The organism is Hymenobacter psychrophilus, from assembly GCF_900107135.1.
Lineage (GTDB): Bacteria > Bacteroidota > Bacteroidia > Cytophagales > Hymenobacteraceae > Hymenobacter > Hymenobacter psychrophilus.
Window position 1 is genome coordinate 305816 of sequence record NZ_FNOV01000005.1, and the last position, 16428, is coordinate 322243.

The 16428-nt window shown below is 59.7% G+C and carries 11 protein-coding genes; 7 read left to right on the forward strand and 4 right to left on the reverse strand.

What is annotated here, in order from left to right; genetic code table 11:
- Positions 1–79 precede the first annotated feature (79 nt).
- From tilS to mdh, 5 genes are all read left to right on the forward strand, one after another.
- Positions 80–1423, forward strand: a complete 1344-nt coding sequence (tilS, locus tag BLW21_RS09755; protein ID WP_245711862.1) for a tRNA lysidine(34) synthetase TilS — start codon at positions 80–82, stop codon at positions 1421–1423.
- A gap of 117 nt (positions 1424–1540) precedes the next feature.
- Positions 1541–1822, forward strand: a complete 282-nt coding sequence (locus tag BLW21_RS21140; RefSeq protein ID WP_139255153.1) for a hypothetical protein — start codon at positions 1541–1543, stop codon at positions 1820–1822.
- An 88-nt stretch (positions 1823–1910) separates the two neighbouring features.
- Entirely contained in the window at positions 1911–2732 is an 822-nt protein-coding gene (locus BLW21_RS09760) for a GLPGLI family protein (RefSeq protein ID WP_092739440.1), read from the forward strand.
- A 48-nt stretch (positions 2733–2780) separates the two neighbouring features.
- On the forward strand, positions 2781–5468 hold the full coding sequence (locus tag BLW21_RS09765) for a TonB-dependent receptor (protein ID WP_092739442.1): 2688 nt from the start codon (positions 2781–2783) through the stop codon (positions 5466–5468).
- A gap of 290 nt (positions 5469–5758) precedes the next feature.
- Positions 5759–6691, forward strand: a complete 933-nt coding sequence (mdh, locus tag BLW21_RS09770; RefSeq protein WP_092739444.1) for a malate dehydrogenase — start codon at positions 5759–5761, stop codon at positions 6689–6691.
- A gap of 264 nt (positions 6692–6955) precedes the next feature.
- On the opposite strand, the gene BLW21_RS09775 is transcribed toward mdh, so the two are convergent.
- The 3 genes from BLW21_RS09775 to mutL all read right to left on the reverse strand — a co-directional run bounded on the left by BLW21_RS09775 (position 6956) and on the right by mutL (position 11045).
- A complete protein-coding gene (locus BLW21_RS09775) occupies positions 6956–7876 on the reverse strand; it encodes a rhomboid family intramembrane serine protease (protein WP_092739446.1) in 921 nt (306 codons plus the stop codon).
- A 103-nt stretch (positions 7877–7979) separates the two neighbouring features.
- Positions 7980–8765, reverse strand: a complete 786-nt coding sequence (locus BLW21_RS09780) for a rhomboid family intramembrane serine protease (RefSeq protein ID WP_092739448.1) — start codon at positions 8763–8765, stop codon at positions 7980–7982.
- 189 nt (positions 8766–8954) lie between these two features.
- Positions 8955–11045, reverse strand: a complete 2091-nt coding sequence (gene mutL / locus BLW21_RS09785; protein ID WP_092739450.1) for a DNA mismatch repair endonuclease MutL — start codon at positions 11043–11045, stop codon at positions 8955–8957.
- Between the two features lie 475 nt (positions 11046–11520).
- On the opposite strand from mutL, the gene BLW21_RS09790 reads away from it, so the two are divergent.
- Positions 11521–14445 (forward strand): serine hydrolase domain-containing protein, encoded by a 2925-nt coding sequence (locus BLW21_RS09790; protein WP_245711863.1) that lies wholly within the window; start codon positions 11521–11523, stop codon positions 14443–14445.
- 126 nt (positions 14446–14571) lie between these two features.
- Entirely contained in the window at positions 14572–15708 is a 1137-nt protein-coding gene (gene bshA / locus BLW21_RS09795) for an N-acetyl-alpha-D-glucosaminyl L-malate synthase BshA (RefSeq protein ID WP_092739454.1), read from the forward strand.
- A gap of 140 nt (positions 15709–15848) precedes the next feature.
- Here the strand turns inward: bshA and BLW21_RS09800 are convergent, their stop codons facing one another.
- Entirely contained in the window at positions 15849–16388 is a 540-nt protein-coding gene (locus BLW21_RS09800; RefSeq protein WP_092739456.1) for a DUF7935 family protein, read from the reverse strand.
- Positions 16389–16428: the final 40 nt, after the last annotated feature.

The window sequence follows — 16428 nt, forward strand, 5'->3', positions numbered from 1 at the left end:
CCTAATCCACCAGAGTCGTTCTGCTACCATCAACCACCTCTAACCCCTCCTTTCCAAGGAGGGGGACTAGTTTCTAGCCTTGGCTACCGCTTCCATGCTCGACCAGATTCAAGCCTACATTCAAGAATACACCCTCTTCTCCTCCACCGATACCCTGCTGGTAGCCGTCAGTGGCGGCCTCGATTCGGTGGTGCTGGCCGACGTGCTGCACCGGCTGGAGCAGCCGTTTGCCGTGGCCCACTGCCACTTCGGGCTGCGCGGCGAGGAGGCCGACGCCGACGAGGAGTTCGTGCGCAAGCTGGCCCAGCAGTACAAAGTGCCCTACTTCGTCGAGTTTTTCCAGACCAAAAAATTTGCCGACCAGGAAGGCATTTCAACCCAGATGGCGGCCCGGGCATTGCGCTACGAGTGGTTCGAGCGGGTACGCCAGCAGCAGGGCTACGCCGCCATTGCCACCGCCCACCACCAGCGCGACGCGGCCGAAACCATGCTGCTCAACCTCACCCACGGCACTGGCCTGGCGGGTTTGCACGGCATCCGGGCCAGAACCGGCCACCTCGTGCGGCCTTTGCTGGCCGTGAGCAAGCCCGATTTGTTCGACTACGTGGTGGAAAACCGCCTCGTGTGGCGTGAGGATGCCAGCAACGACTCGCCGGTGTACCAGCGCAACCGCCTGCGCCTGGAGGTGCTGCCGGTGCTGCGCGACATCAACCCCAACCTCGACCACACCATGAGCACCACGGCCGAGCGGGTGGGCGGGGCCGAGGAAATCGTGCGCCGCTACGTGGCCGACACCGCCGCCCAGGCCCAGCGCACCGAACCCGAAGCCACCTACCTCGATATCCGGCTGCTGCAGAAAACCGCCGCCACGGCCCTGGTGCTGCACGAGCTGCTGCGGCCCTTCGGCTTCGCCTACCCGGTGGTCAAGGACATCGTGCGAAGCTTTGGGGCCGAGCCGGGCCGCCGCTTCGAGTCGCCGACGCACCTGCTGGTGAAGGACCGGGAGCAGCTCGTCATTACCCCGCGGCGGCTGGCGCAGTTCGGCACCCACCAGCTCCAGGCGGGCCAGGAGGCACTCAAAATTGACGGGCTGCACCTGCGCACCGAGCTGCTTGAAGTGCCCACCGGCTACGAGCCGCCCCGCGGCAAGGCCCTGGCCGCCCTCGACGCCGACAAGCTGCGCTTCCCGCTCACAGTGCGCCCCTGGCAGGAGGGCGACTGGTTTATGCCCATCGGCATGAAGGGCAAAAAGCTGCTTTCCGACTTCCTCATCGACCAGAAAGTGCCACTCAACCTCAAAGACAGCGTGTGGGTGCTGGCCACCGCCGACGGCAAAATTGCCTGGGTTGTCGGCCACCGCCCCGACGAGCGGTTTAAAGTGACGGAGGAGACGGAACGGGTGCTGCTGGTGCGCCGGATGTGAAGCTAAACCTTTGAAGTATATAATTTTGTTATTGTAGAAAATTTGTGAGCAAGGGTTTGCTTTTGTCGCCCCCCCCCCCTTAGTTTTAGTTCATTCATCCACCAAAACCCATTTATCATGAAAAAGCTTGTATTATTGGCCACATTCGTGTGTGGCGTATCGTTTGGCAGTATGGCTGCTGATGGCAAAGCGCAGATAGAGAAAATGGTGAAACAACCCGTTGAGCAAGTATTAATTGTTCAACAAGATAGCCTCCTTGCAGAACATAATGAAGCATTGGTTAAAAAACCTTTGTTTAATATGCTTTTCGATGTATGTGGTCATCAGGAATATGTATGTTGTCTCACTTTTGGCGGAGCTGTTGAATATGGTGCCTTTCTAACAGCTACATACTGTTAGTTAATATACCTTGATTTTAAAGGCACTCAACTTATCTTTTAGGTTGAGTGCCTTTTTTTTAATCATATAACATCAAATTCAACTAATTATGAAAGCTGCTCACTTATTCTTTTTCCTCTTGATTTTGCCTAATTATATATTAGCACAATCTAAAATTTTTGAACCTGAGAAACCTATCCTGATTGGTATCTATAACCTTTCTTATCAACCAGATTCCCTAAGTAATGAAAGAAAGAATGAAAGAATGATTCTTACTATTGGAAAAAATATATCATCATTTGAAAGCATGTATTCATACAAGGCTGATTCAATAATTGGAAGCCAAGTGCTTGACCAGCCTCTTGTCAATCAATCTTCTATGAACGCGATTATGCCATATCTTAAAACTAATTTTAAATACAAGATTTATAAGAATTATCATAACAAAAATATATATTATTATGACAAAATAATTACAAAATCTTACAATATAGAACAGAATAATGATAAAATAAATTGGGTGATTACTGACATGTATAAAAAAATTAATAATTATAATTGTCAAAAAGCTACTACGAATTTTGCAGGAAGAAAATGGGTAGGATGGTTTACTAAAGCTATTCCAATATCAGATGGGCCATACAAATTTATGGGTCTGCCAGGCCTGATTATTGAAATATATGATACTGATGATGACTATCATTTTTTATTAAACGAGTTAAAAAAGGTTACTTATCAAGAAGTAATAAAGGTTCCTTTAAATGCTATTAAAACTAATCAAGTTGCTTTTAATGAAGCAAATAGTGCCTATTATCTCCAAGGTGTAATAAAAGTAGCAAATAACGGAAACCCTCCTGAAGTAGCGCGCCAATTGATAGAAAATTATAAGAAAAAACAGCTAAAAAAGAATAACCCAATAGAACTCAAATGAGCCTAGCGCTCGGCTGACAAGCCAAGAAAATTATTAAACATTCTATAGATGTTCAAGCGATGTCACCTTATCCTATTATCCATCCTGTTACCCGTTTACACAGTCCTGGCCCAAACCACGCTTACGGGCCAACTGCTCACGGAGCAAAAGCAGGCGCTACCTGGAGCCCTCGTTGAGCTGCAAAGCCCCAGCAACTCCGAGCTGACGGCCGTGACGACCACCGATGAAACCGGGCGCTTCACGCTGCAGGTGCGCTGGGCCGGCGACTCGCTCGTGCTCAGCGCCCGCGCCCTGGGCTTTAGCGAGCAGGTGCGGCGGCTGGCCAACCGCAGCCAGAGCCTGCGCCTGACGCTGGCCGTGAGCCTGACGCCGCTCAAGGAGGTCACCATCAAGGCCCCGCCCATCCGCCGCGAGGGTGACACGCTCAGCTACCGCGTGTCAGCTTTCACCGACAAAAAGGACCGCGTGATTGCCGACGTGCTGCGCAAGCTGCCCGGCGTGGAGGTCGAGGCCGACGGGCGCATTCTCTACGAGGGCCGGCCCATCCAGAAGTTCTACATCAACGGGGCCGACCTGCTGGAAAGCCGCTACAACCTGGCTAGCAGCAACCTACCCGCCGATGCCGTGCAGGATGTGCAGGTGTTCAAGCGCCACCAGCCCGTGAAGGCCCTGCGGGGCGTGCAGCCCACCGAACAGGCCTCCCTCAATCTGCAGCTCAAGAACAAGGTAACCGCCACCGGCCAGGGCCGGCTGGGGGCGGGCGGCACCCCGGCGCTGTGGAACGCCAACCTCACGCCCATGCTCTTCACGCCCCGCCAGCAGCTGCTCGACTCCTACCAGACCAACAACACCGGCCAGGACGTAGCCGCCGAGCTGAAGCCGCTGGGCCTCGGCGACTTCCAGCGGCTGCGGGAGCCGGGCGGCTTCAAGCCCGACCTCACCGGCATCCAGGGCCTGGGGGCCCCGCCCCTGGCCACCAGCCGCTACCTATTCAACCGGGCCCACCTGCTGAGCGCCAACCACCTGCTGCCCTTCAGTAAGGAGGCCCAGCTGCGCATAAATGCCTCGTTCCTGCACGACCGCCAGACCTACACCGGCAGCACCCGCACCCGCTTCACGCTGCCCGACGGCCCGCCCGTTACGCTGCTCGAAACCAAGGACAACACCCGCTACATCAACCAGTTCACTACCGACCTGGCCTACGTGCGCAACGTGCAGCGCTACTACCTCAAAAACACGCTCAGCGCGGCCGGCAGCTGGGAGGCCCAGGACGGCCTGCTTGCCCGCAACGGCCCCGCCGAAACGGCCACCGTAACGCAGCGGGCCACCAACCCCTACTACACCCTCTCGAACCGGCTGGGGCTGGTGCGGCCCGCCGGGGGCCAGCGGGTGGTGCAGGTGAATTCGGTGCTCACCCTCGCGGCCACGCCGCAGCAGCTGAGCGTGAGTCCGGGCCCGCTGCCGGCCCTGCTGGCCCCCGGCGGGCTCGCCTCCTACGACCAAGCCCGCCAGCAGGCCCGCGCCGAAAGCTTCTACACGGCCAACTCGGTGGCCTACATCACGGGCCGCCAGCACTGGCACTACACCTACTCGGCCGGGTTCAGCCTGCAAACTCAGCGCCTAAGCTCGGAGCTTACGCCGCTACTGGCCGGCCCCGCGCCCGCGGGGGCCGACACGCTGCGCAACCGTCTGCGGGCTACTCAGGGCCGTTACTACGCCCAGGCCGGCATCGACTACAAAACCGACCGCTGGCACCTGGAGCTGGAAGCCCCGCTGAGCTACCGCACCTTTTCGGCCACCGATGCCCCCCTGGGGGCCCGCCAGCAGCGGCGCTACCTCACGCCCGAGCCCCGGCTATCGGGCCGCTACGAGCTGAGCGGGCTGTGGCACGCCACGGCCGGGGCGGGCTTCCGCAACGAGCTGGCCGGCCCCGAGCAGTTGGCCTACGGCTACCTGCTGCGCGACTACCGCACCCTGGAGCGCAATGCCGCCCCGCTCACCCAAACCCGCAGCTGGAGCCTAAACGGCGGGCTGGTGTACGAAAACCCGCTCACCGCCTGGTTCTACCGCGCCAGCTACAGCTTCAGCACCTCGGCCCGCAACCAGCTCGCCCAAACCCGGGTGCGCCCCGATGGCACCCAGACCACGGTGGCCGTGGCCGACTTCAACAGGGGCCAGAACCAGTCGGTTTCGGCCAGCGCCAGCAAGTTTGTCAGCGACTGGAAGCTGAGCTTGGGCTTACAGCTCAACGCCGGGCTCAGCCGCCAGCCGCTGCTGCTCAACGGCCAGCTCACCACGGCCCGCAACCAGAACGGCACGGCGGTCCTCAAGGCCAACCTCAGCGCCTTTGATTGGGGCAACCTGGAATACACGGGTACTCTCACGGCCCTGCGCGGCCGGGTGGGCCCCGAGGCCGACGGCTACGGCCCCGGCACCAGCCAGCAGCAGCAGCACCTGGCCCTGTCGTGGTACCCGGCCGAGCGGCACCTGCTGCAGCTGGCCACCGATTACTACCGCAGCCAGGGCCTGGGACCGGCCGTGCAAAACGTATTTGCCGATGCGACCTACCGCCACACCCTGCCCACGGCCCGCAAAATCGACGTGGAGCTGAAAGCCACCAACCTGCTCGACACCCGCCGCTACCAGACTACCTACTTCAGCAGCTTCATTCTGGTGCAGAACGACTACCGCCTCCGCCCCCGGCAGGCCCTGGTGTCGGTGCGGGCGTCGTTTTGAGCTTGGGAATTAGAGGTGAGAGGTGAGAGGTGAGAGGTGAGAGGTGAGAGACGGTACGGGAACCGAGCAACAAAAGCACCGTCATTCTGAGCGAAGCGGAGCGTAGTCGAAGCATCTCTACCGCAGTGCTAACCCTGTCGGCTACAACGAAGCGGTAGAGATGCTTCGACTGCGCACCGCTGCGCTCAACATGACAGTTCGTTCACCTCTCACTTCGCTGTGCTAACTTCTAAACTCTACGCCGTAACTTTACGCGCATCCCCATATTCACACCCAAATTCCACCGCTCAATGAAAGTTACCGTAGTTGGAGCTGGCAATGTAGGCGCGACCTGCGCCGATGTACTGGCCACCCGCGAAATTGCCAACGAGATTGTTCTGGTTGACATTAAGGAAGGCTTCGCCGAAGGCAAAGCCCTCGATATCTGGCAGAAAGCCCCCATTATCGGCTACGACTCGCGCACCGTGGGCGTAACCAACGACTACAGCCGCACAGCTGGCTCAGAAGTGGTGGTGATTACCTCGGGCCTGCCTCGCAAGCCCGGCATGAGCCGCGACGACCTGATTTCGACCAACGCCGGCATCGTGAAATCGGTGACCGAGCAGGTGGTGAAGCACTCGCCCAACGCCATCATCATCATCGTTAGCAACCCGCTCGACGTGATGACCTACCAGGCCCACCTCACCTCCGGCCTCGACCGCACCAAGGTATTCGGCATGGCCGGCATCCTCGACACGGCCCGCTACCGCGCCTTCCTCGCTGAGGCCCTCAACGTGAGCCCCAAAGACATTCAGGCAGTGCTCATGGGTGGCCACGGCGACACCATGGTGCCCCTGCCCCGCTACACCACCGTGGGCGGCATTCCCGTAACCGAGCTCATCGGCAAAGAGGCTCTTGACGCCATCGTGCAGCGCACGGCCGTAGGCGGCGGCGAACTGGTGAAACTGATGGGCACCTCGGCCTGGTACGCTCCCGGTGCGGCCGCGGCCCAGATGGTGGAAGCCATTGTGCGCGACCAGCGCCGCGTGTTCCCCGTGTGCGTGAAGCTCGAAGGCGAGTACGGCATGGACGGCGTATACCTCGGTGCACCCGTCATCCTGGGCAAAAACGGCATCGAGAAGGTTATCGAGCTCCAGCTCAACGACGACGAGAAAGCCCTGCTCGAAACCTCCCGCGGCCACGTGAAGGAGGTAATGGAAGCACTGGACAAGATGAATGGATAGCTTTTTTGGAGCTGTTAGCTGAGAGCTTATAGCTATTAGCTTTCGTTCTAGAATCCTTACAAAGCCAAACGGCCGCCCTGCACGATGCAGGGCGGCCGTTTGCATTGGCAGGGCAGTGTGGGCCGGTTGAAATCGTTTTCAACTAAACGCTTAAAATGCTTACCCTTCCACCAGCCCCGAAAATCAGTAAAACAGCAACCAATCAGCTCAAATCAACCTCCAGAACGGATATGTGCTATCTATACCGTCTGCAACATCGGTGATTTATTGTTGGCTGGCCTTGAACAGCTTCTGCTTTTCTTCCTTGGAAAGGCTCTCGTAGCCGGAGTGAGAAATTTTGTCGAGGATGAGGTCGATTTCGTCTTCGCCGGGGTGGCTGGCGCTGGCCTTGCGGCTGGCGGTGGCCGACGACCCGGTGGAGGAAGCCACGGGCGCCGCGGCGGGGCTGCGGTGCGTAACGCGGAGGTTGGAGCGGCCCGAAAACACCCGCCCTACCCAGTCGCCTACGGCCTGCACCGGCCGGCCCAGGTCGCGGCCGGCCTGCAGCTGCCGGATGAACAGGTAGCCCAGCAGCGCCCCGCCAATGTGGGCAATGCCGCCACCCGGATTGCCTTGGTTGATGGCCAGCACCGACAACACAATCACGACGGCGGCAATGTACTTGATGCGCACCGGCCCGAGCAAGATCAGGTTGAACTGGTACTCGGGCATGAGCGTGGCAGCGGCCATAATAATGGCCGTAACGCCCGCCGAAGCACCCAGCAGCGGAATGCCGAGGGCCGGCCGGAGCGCCGGAATCAGGTTATAGGAAAGCACGAAAAACAGCGCCCCGGCCAGCGCCCCCAGAATGTACACGCTCACCAGGCGCCGGTCGCCGAGGTACTCGCGCACCAGGGCCCCGAACCAGTACAGGTTTATCAGGTTGAACAGGATGTGCAGAAAACCTTCGTGGGTGAAGGCGTAGGTGAGCACCGTCCAGGGGTGGCGCAGCAGCCCGGGCAGGTCGGAGGGCAGTTGGAACTGGCGGATGAGGTTGGGGTAATACTGCGCGTAGGTGCCGGTGAGGCGCATAATGGCCTCGGTGAGCACCAGGAACACGAACACCAGCACATTGATAAGTAGCAGCTGGTTGAGCGCGTTGTCGCGGCGGCTGAACGCGGTGCGGATATCATGGATAACACTCATCAGGAGTTCGTTTTTCGTTGCTCGTTATTCGTTTTTCGGTGCTCGTTTCCAGGTCCGGCCCAACCACTGTTGCTGTCCAGCCACGAGCAATAAAAACAAACAACTAATAGAATTGGGTGCGGTTCCGTTCCCAGAGCATCACCAGCACGAAGCCTACCAACAGGCCGGCCACATGGGCGAAGTGAGCCACATTGTCGCCGGGGGCCTGGTGAATACCGCTGTACAGCTCGTAGAGGCCGTAGAGCGGCACCAGGTATTTGGCCTTGATGGGTACAGGCAGCGGGAAAATAAAGAGCGTGGTGTTCGGAAACAGGTAGGCGAAGGCGAACAGCACTCCGAACAGCGCCCCCGACGCTCCCACCATCGGCCCGTTAAGGCTGCGGTTGTACAGGTCCTGCATCGAGTTCAGCGCACTTTGTACCAAACCGGAGTTGTCGGGTGTGGCGTGCAGCTGGCGCACCACCGGCGCAAAGGCGGGCTCGTACTCCTTGGCGTGGTTCTCCACGAAGTCCTGCAAATGCACGTCCGACGGGTCCTGCTGGAAGACTTCGATGTCGTGGCGCATTTTATTCAGCTCGTAGTAGCGCAGGCCCGAGTAAAGCATGCCCGACCCCAGCCCGCAGATAAGCCAGAAAACGAGAAATCGTTGCCCGCCCCAACGCTGCTCCAGCAGCGGCCCGAACACCATCAGGCCAAACATGTTGGAAAAAATATGCCCGATGCCGGCATGCATGAACATGTATGTCAGGAACTGCCAGGGCTGAAAGAACTCGGAACCAACCGGATACAGCGCCAATAAGCCTAGTCCACCCGGCAGGGCGTTGGCTAGCAGAAAAAATACCACGTTGGCGATGAGCAGGTTGCGAACCGTCGGCGTGAGTTGAAACATAGATCAGGAGCTAGTGAGTAGGTGTAAGGAAGTGCAAGTTGGAAAGTTTATTGGTTGGAAAACGTCTGTCATCCTGAGCAGAGCGAAGGACCTTATCCCACCGGTATGAGCCGTTGATACGTTACGCCGACGGGATAGGGTCCTTCGCTCCGCTCAGGATGACAAGCGTACCCCTTTATCGTATCTTCCTTATCCAAACAGCTCGCGCAGCTGGCCCAGCTCCAGCATCACGATGGTGCGGCGGCCGTCGGGGGTGTAGTTGGGCACGGTGCAGGCGAAGAGCTTGTCGACGATGGTCGTCATTTCGCGCTCCGAGAGGCGGGCCCCGGCGGCGCTGGCCGCCACCCGGCGGGCCAGGGCCCGGGCCATCTGCTCGCGCCGGTCGAGCTTCATAGAGCCGCCGGTGCGGAACTGCTCAATCAGGCCCTCCAGCAACTCCTTTTCGTCGCGGGCCGGCACATCGGCCGGAATGCCTTCCACGGCAATGGTGTTCCGGCCGAAATCGGTGAAGCGGAAACCCAGGGCCCGCAGCGCGTCCTCCACCTCGCGCAGAATGGCAAAATCCTGGGGCGTGAAGGTGATGGTGCGCGGGAACAGCAGCGTCTGGGAAGCACTCACGTCGCGCTCCAGGGCCTGGGCGTACTGCTCGAACAGGATTCGCTCGCGGGCCGCCACCTGGTCAATCAGCATCACGCCCGATTTCACGGGCACCAGCAAATACTGCTGGTGCAGCTGCAGCACCTTGTTGCCCGGCCCGGTGCTCGACTCGCGCAGCGGCAGCTCGGGCGCCGCGGCCGTACCGGGCAGGATGGCTACCTGCTGCGAAGCGGTTTCCTGATCTTCCAAGGCATTTTCGGGCGGCCTGGCGGGCAGCACTTCGCCGGTTTCGGGGTCCACGGTTTCGGCGGCGGCGGGCGGGGTGGCAGCGGGGGCAGCGGCCGGCAGCGGGGTCACGGGCACCTTGGGCACGGCCACGCCGGCGGCAGTGGCCTCGTGCTCCACGTCGGGCAGGTTCACACGGCTCAGGCTGCGGTAAAAATCTTCCAGCTCCTGCTTGGCCTGCTCGGTGGGCCGGGGCGTGAGGGGCCGCTCGAAGGCGCTGGCGCTGCTGCTACGGCTCGCAGAACGCGGGTTGGCCAGCTGGTTGGCGGCACTGGCGGCGGCGGCCAGCGCATCAGGGCGGCCACTGCCGGGGCCGTCGTCGAAGGGGTTTTTCTCGCTGCCCGAGCGCTGCAGCGGCCGGATGGCGCCGAAATTCACGTCGCCCGCAAAATCGAGCGAAGGCGCCATGTTGTGCAGGCCCAGGCTCTGCTTCAGGGCCGAACGAACAATGGCGTACACCGTTTTCTCGTCCTCAAACTTGATTTCGGTCTTGGTGGGATGCACGTTGATATCGATGCTCTTCGGATCGAGGTCCAGAAACAGCACGTAGAACGGGTGGGTGTCCTTGGGCAGCAGGCCTTCGTAAGCCGTGAGCACCGCATGATTAAGGTAGGCCGAGCGGATGAAGCGGTTGTTGACAAAGAAGAACTGGTCGCCCCGGCTTTTCTTGGCCGATTCGGGCTTGCCGATAAAGCCGCGCACTGTCAGAAACGGCGTTTCTTCCTCTACCTGCGCCAGCTGCTCTTTGTAGCCGTTGCCCAGCAGGGCCACAATGCGCTGGCCGAGCTTGCCGGCCGGCAGGTTGAACACCTCCAAATCATTCTGAAACAGCGAAAACGCAATCTGCGGATTCGCCAGCGCCACGTGCTGAAACTCGTCCAGAATATGCCGCATCTCCACGGCGTTGCTTTTGAGGAAGTTGCGGCGGGCCGGCACATTGAAAAACAGGTTTTTCATGCTGATGCTCGTGCCGTCGGGGCAGGCCACGGGCTGCTGGCTCGTAATCTGCGAGCCTTCCACCAGCAGCAGCGTGCCGGTGTCCTGGTCGCGGGTTTTGGTGCGCAGCTCCACCTGGGCCACAGCGGCAATGGAAGCCAGCGCCTCCCCCCGGAACCCCAGCGTCCGGATGCGGAACAGGTCGTCGGTGGTGCGGATTTTACTCGTGGCGTGGCGCTCCAGGCTCATGCGGGCATCGGTGGGGCTCATGCCGGCGCCGTTGTCTACTACCTGCACCAGCTGCTTACCGGCGTCCTTCACAATAAGCTGCACCTGGGTAGCGCCGGCGTCCACGGCATTTTCGAGCAGCTCCTTCACGGCCGAAGCCGGGCGCTGCACCACTTCGCCGGCCGCAATCTGGTTGGCCAGGTACTCGGGCAGCAGTTGAATAATATCGGGCATTTTGTCGGGGAGAAGCGAGGAGTTGGGAACTGTCAGGTAGAAGAAACGTCTTGCCTCATCTGGCGTACGCATAGTCGGAGCATCTCCACCACCATGCCAACCCCATCAGCTTCAACAAGGTGGCAGAGATGCTTCGGCTGCGCTCCGCCACGCTCAGCATGACACGTTTTTTTCCTTCTTTTTACAGTTGTCATTTTGATTCTATCGGCCTGATAACAACCGGCGTCGGGAATTTCTCCGTAAGTTTGTAGCCAACTTTGGCAGGCCGCGCCGACACCAATCGGCTAGCTTCGGCGTTGGGCGGGGTGAGCGGCCGGGTTGTAAAGGCGGTAGCGGTTGCGTAACAGGCGGCCAACTACTGTCCAGACCTTGGTTGAAGGAGCAAAATTACTTTTTTTCGGCTCGTCATCCGCTAGTACCAATTTAGTCAGAATCACCGGGGCCGATGCGCAAAGAATTTAGGATTGGGCTTTTTTTGCTGGTCCTGGCCCTCACCGGCCTGTTTGTTTCCTCCTCCGCCCCGCCGCCGGCCGATATGGGCCGGCCGATGACTGCCGCCGAGCAGCAGTGGGTTGATAGCGTGTTCACGGGCCTCACGCCCGAACAGCGCCTGGGCCAGCTGTTTATGGTGGCTGCCTACTCCAACAAAGACCGTAAGCACGTTCAGTACACCGAGTTTCTGGTGAAGAACTATGGCATTGGCGGGCTGATGTTTCTGCAGGGCGGTCCGCGCCGGCAGGCCAGCCTGACCAACCGCTACCAGGCCGCCTCCAAGGTGCCTCTGCTCATTGCCATGGATGCCGAATGGGGCCTCGATATGCGTCTCGATTCGAGCCTGCACTTCGCCAAGGGCATGACCCTGGGCGCCATGGACGACGACGAGTACGTGTACCAGATGGGCCGCGAAATTGCGCTCAACCTCAAAACGCTGGGCGTGCACGTGAGCTTCTCGCCCGTTATCGACGTCAACTCCAACCCCAGCAACCCGGTTATCGGCAACCGCTCGTTCGGCGAAGACAAGGAGCAGGTAGCCACCCGCGGGGTGCGCTACATCCGCGGGCTGCAGGACCACGGCGTAATGGCCGTCGTCAAACATTTTCCCGGCCACGGCGACACCGACGTGGACTCGCACGTGGCCCTGCCGGTTATCAATTCCGACCTGGCCCGGCTCATCAACGTCGACCTTTACCCCTTCCGCAAGGCCATTGATGAGGGCGTGATGGGCGTGATGGTGGGCCACCTCTACGTGCCGCTGCTCGATACGAGTCGCACGCTTTCGGCCACTATCTCGCCCAACCTAGTAACCGGGCTGCTCAAGGAAAAAATGGGCTTCCGGGGACTGGTGTTCACCGACGCGCTCAACATGAAGAGCGTGTCGAACCTGTATAAGGGCGGCGAGCTGGACGCACTGGCTTTGCTGGCCGGCAACGACGTGCTGCTGTTTTCGGAGGATGTGCCGATGGCCGTGCAGAAGATAAAGGAGGCTATTGCAGAAGGTAAAATCGCGCAGGCCGATGTGGATTCGCGGGTCCGCAAAATGCTGCGCGCCAAGTTCTGGGCCGGCCTCAACCGTTACCGTCCCATCGATGTGCCGCATCTGATGCAGAACCTGAACCGGCCCCTGAGCCGCATGGTGCAGCAGCAGATTTACGAGCATGCCGTAACGGTAGTTAAGAACGACGACGATATTCTGCCCTTCCAGCGCCTCGATACGCTGCGGATTGCCTCCATTACCATTGGTTCGGAAGCCGACGTCTACCGGCAGACCATGAACAAGTACCAGAGTGGGCCGGTGTACTCGGTGCCCAACCGCTACGCCCCCGACTCTACCTTCAACCGCATCAGCCGGCAGCTGGCGCCCTACAACGTAGTGGTGGTAAGCCTGCACAACATGAACAACACGCCCACCCATAATTATGGGCTCGGCGACGGGGCACTGAAGTTTCTGAAAACGCTGCAGGCCAACCCGCGCCTGAAAACGGTGGTGGTGATGCTGGGCAACGCCTACGCCCTTAAAAACGTGGAAACCAGCCGCAACCTGGTTTGCAGCTACGAAGACAATTACGCCTCGCAACTGGTGGTACCGCAGGTGCTGTTCGGGGCGCTGCCGGCCCGGGGCCGCCTGCCGGTTACGGTATCGGAAAACCTGAAAGCCGGCCAGGGCCTGCCCACGCCCGATTTTCGCCGCCTGCGCTACGGCACGCCCGAAGAAGTGGGCCTCGACTCCCGCATTCTAGCCCAGATTGATAACGTGGCCCTCGAGGCCGTGGCCTACGCCGCCGCCCCCGGCTGCCAGGTGCTGGTGGCCAAAGACGGCATGGTGGTATTCGACAAAAGCTACGGCTTCTACACCTACGATAAAACCCAGGCCGTTAACAACGGTACGCTCTACGACCTGGCCTCGGTAACCAAAGTAGCCGGTACGCTGCAGGCCATTATGTGGCTCAAGGATGAAGGCCGCCTCAACCTCGACGAAAAGGTTTCCAGCTACCTGACCGAGCTGAAATCGACCAATAAAAAGGACATGACGGTGCGCGAGGTGCTCATGCACCACGCCGGCCTCAAGCCCGGCATCCCCACCTGGGAGCGTACCATCACCGGCACCGGCCTCAAGCCCGAGTTCTACGCCAGCACCGAGTCGCCCCAGTTCTCGCGCGAGGTAACGCCCACTATTTTCAGCGCCAGCACCTCCGACGATACGGTGTGGGGCTGGATTCAGGAGTCGGCGCTACTGCCCAAGGTGAAGGGCAAATACCCGGTCGAGTATTCCGACCTGAGTTTTATGGTGATGAAGCGGCTGGCCGAAAAGCTGCTCAACCAACCCATCGAGCAATTTCTGGCCCGGCAGTTCTACCGTCCGCTGGGCCTGAACACCATGCTCTACAACCCGCTCGACAAGTTTCCGAAGTCGTGCATCGCGCCTACCGAAAACGACACGTTCTACCGCCGCAGCCTGTTGCAGGGCAGCGTGCACGACCAAGCTGCGGCCCTGGTAGGCGGCGTGGGCGGGCACGCCGGCCTGTTTGCCAACGCCAACGACCTGGCCGTGCTCATGCAGATGAACCTGCAGAACGGCCGCTACGGCGGGCAGCGCTTCTTCCAGACGCCTATAGTAACTGAGTTTGCCCGCGGCACCGAAGCCGGCAGTCGCCGCGGCTTAGGCTGGGACCGGGGCGACCCAAGCAAGCCCGAGGGCCCTACCAGCAACCTCTCGCCGGCCAGCACCTTTGGCCACACCGGCTTCACCGGCACCTGCGTCTGGATGGACCCAGAAAACAAAATCCTCTACATCTTTCTTTCTAACCGCGTGTACCCCGACGCCGGCAATAAGAAGTTGGTGCAGTACAACATCCGCACCCGCATCCACGATGTGATTTACAAAGCCCTGCAAAAAACATGATCTGTTGCCCGGCTTTTCCGTTTCTTTGATTCCGCGACCGGCGGTGAGACGTTCCAACTGGGAGCAACTCGCCGCCGGTTTTTTTAGTCCTTTGCGTAGCATTACGCCTCCCTTGCCCTCTTCCCCATGAACATCGGTATCGTTTGTTATCCCACTTTCGGCGGCTCGGGCGTCGTGGCCACCGAGTTGGGTAAAGCCCTGGCGCAGCGCGGACACCGCGTCCACTTCATCACCTACAGCCAGCCGGTGCGCCTGGATTTCTTCAACGAGAACCTGTTCTACCACGAAGTCTATATTCCGCCCTACCCGCTGTTCCAGTTTCCGCCCTACGAGCTGGCCCTGGCTAGTAAGATGGTCGATATTGCCCAGAACGAGAAGCTCGACGTGCTGCACGTGCACTATGCCATTCCGCACGCCTCGGCCGCGTTCATGGCCAAGCAGATTCTGCTCACCCGTGGCATCCGCATTCCGGTGGTTACTACCCTGCACGGCACCGATATCACGCTGGTAGGCAAGGATGCCAGCTACGAGCCCGTCGTTACCTTCAGTATCAACCAGAGCGACGGTGTGACGGCCGTGTCGGCCGATTTGCGACGCGAAACCTACGAGTACTTCGCCATCGAGAAGGAAATTGAGGTCATTCCGAACTTCATCAATCTGGAGCGCTTTCAGAAGCAGGCCAAAAACCATTTCAAGGCCGCCATTGCCCCCGAGGGCGAAAAGCTGCTGGTGCACACCAGCAACTTCCGCTCGGTGAAGCGGGTGGATGACGTGGTACACATTTTTGCCGGCGTGCGCGCCCAAATGCCTGCCAAGCTGCTGCTGGTCGGCGACGGGCCCGACCGCCCGCGTATCGAAAAGCTCTGCCGCGACATTGGCCTGTGCCAGGACATCCGGTTTCTGGGCAAGCTCGAAGCCGTGGAGGAGGTGCTCAGCATTGCTGATTTGTTCCTGATGCCTTCCGAGAAGGAAAGCTTCGGCTTGGCGGCCCTGGAGGCCATGGCCTGCGAGGTGCCGGTTATCAGCACCAACGCCGGCGGCATTCCCGAGCTCAACGAGCACGGCGTCACGGGCATGGTCAGCAACGTTGGCGACGTGGCCGATATGGTGAAAAACGCCCTCTACGTGCTGGCCGACGAAAACCTGCCCCGTTTCAAAGCCGCCGCCCACGCCCGCGCCGAAACCTTCGCGCTCGATACCGTGGTGCCCCTCTACGAAGCCTGCTACCGCCGCGCCATTGAGACGGTGGCGGTAGGTGTGTAAAGGGGAAAATCATGTCATTCTGAGCGGAGCGAAGAATCTCGCGTGCCATAGTAATTCCTGCTATCAGGGTTACTATGGCACGCGAGATTCTTCGCTCCGCTCAGAATGACATGATTTTTTAGTCCTATAAGTCCCCTCATTTAAAACATAGCTACAGCCTCGCGCTTCACGGCCATAATGGCGGCGGCGGTGGGGTCGGGCAGCTCGTCGGTCATCAGCATTTCGAGGATGCGGCGGGCCAGCTCGGGGCCGCGGGCCTCGATGGGGTTGGCCAACTTCTGAAACTGGCTGCTGATGAGGTTGCTGACGCTGTTCTGGGCCTGCCGCACCGCCGCCCAGGTTTCGGGCTGCATATAGAGCTGCTGGCTGAGGTTGTGCTCCACCTCGGCCCTGATTTCCTGGAGCAGCAGCCGGTGGTAGTCGGCGGCCGAGAGGTTGGCGCTGCTTATGCGTATCAGCAGGTTCTGGGGACTGAGGCGTTCGAGTAGCAGCGTAACGCGCTCCAGAGCCTGCAGGCGCAGCGGCAACGTGGTTTTGCTGGCCTCCAGGCGCATCTCAATCAGGCGCCGCTGCTGCTCGCGCTCCAGAAACTGCTGAAACAGGAAGTAAATGGCGCCGGCCACAATAAGGGCCGGCAGAATGATTTTGAGCAGGTCGAAAATATACGCAGTAGTGTCCATGCGGGCGGGTAAGTAGAAGAACAAGCGCCTTTGAACGGTA

Excerpts from the sequence above, each read along its gene's own strand:
- BLW21_RS09765 (WP_092739442.1), top strand. The coding sequence starts at position 2,781 with ATGTTCAAGCGATGTCACCTTATCCTATTATCCATCCTGTTACCCGTT.
- BLW21_RS09800 (WP_092739456.1), bottom strand. The coding sequence starts at position 16,388 with ATGGACACTACTGCGTATATTTTCGACCTGCTCAAAATCATTCTGCCG.
- BLW21_RS21140 (WP_139255153.1), top strand. The coding sequence starts at position 1,541 with ATGAAAAAGCTTGTATTATTGGCCACATTCGTGTGTGGCGTATCGTTT.
- BLW21_RS09775 (WP_092739446.1), bottom strand. The coding sequence starts at position 7,876 with ATGAGTGTTATCCATGATATCCGCACCGCGTTCAGCCGCCGCGACAAC.
- mutL (WP_092739450.1), bottom strand. The coding sequence starts at position 11,045 with ATGCCCGATATTATTCAACTGCTGCCCGAGTACCTGGCCAACCAGATT.
- mdh (WP_092739444.1), top strand. The coding sequence starts at position 5,759 with ATGAAAGTTACCGTAGTTGGAGCTGGCAATGTAGGCGCGACCTGCGCC.
- bshA (WP_092739454.1), top strand. The coding sequence starts at position 14,572 with ATGAACATCGGTATCGTTTGTTATCCCACTTTCGGCGGCTCGGGCGTC.
- BLW21_RS09760 (WP_092739440.1), top strand. The coding sequence starts at position 1,911 with ATGAAAGCTGCTCACTTATTCTTTTTCCTCTTGATTTTGCCTAATTAT.
- BLW21_RS09780 (WP_092739448.1), bottom strand. The coding sequence starts at position 8,765 with ATGTTTCAACTCACGCCGACGGTTCGCAACCTGCTCATCGCCAACGTG.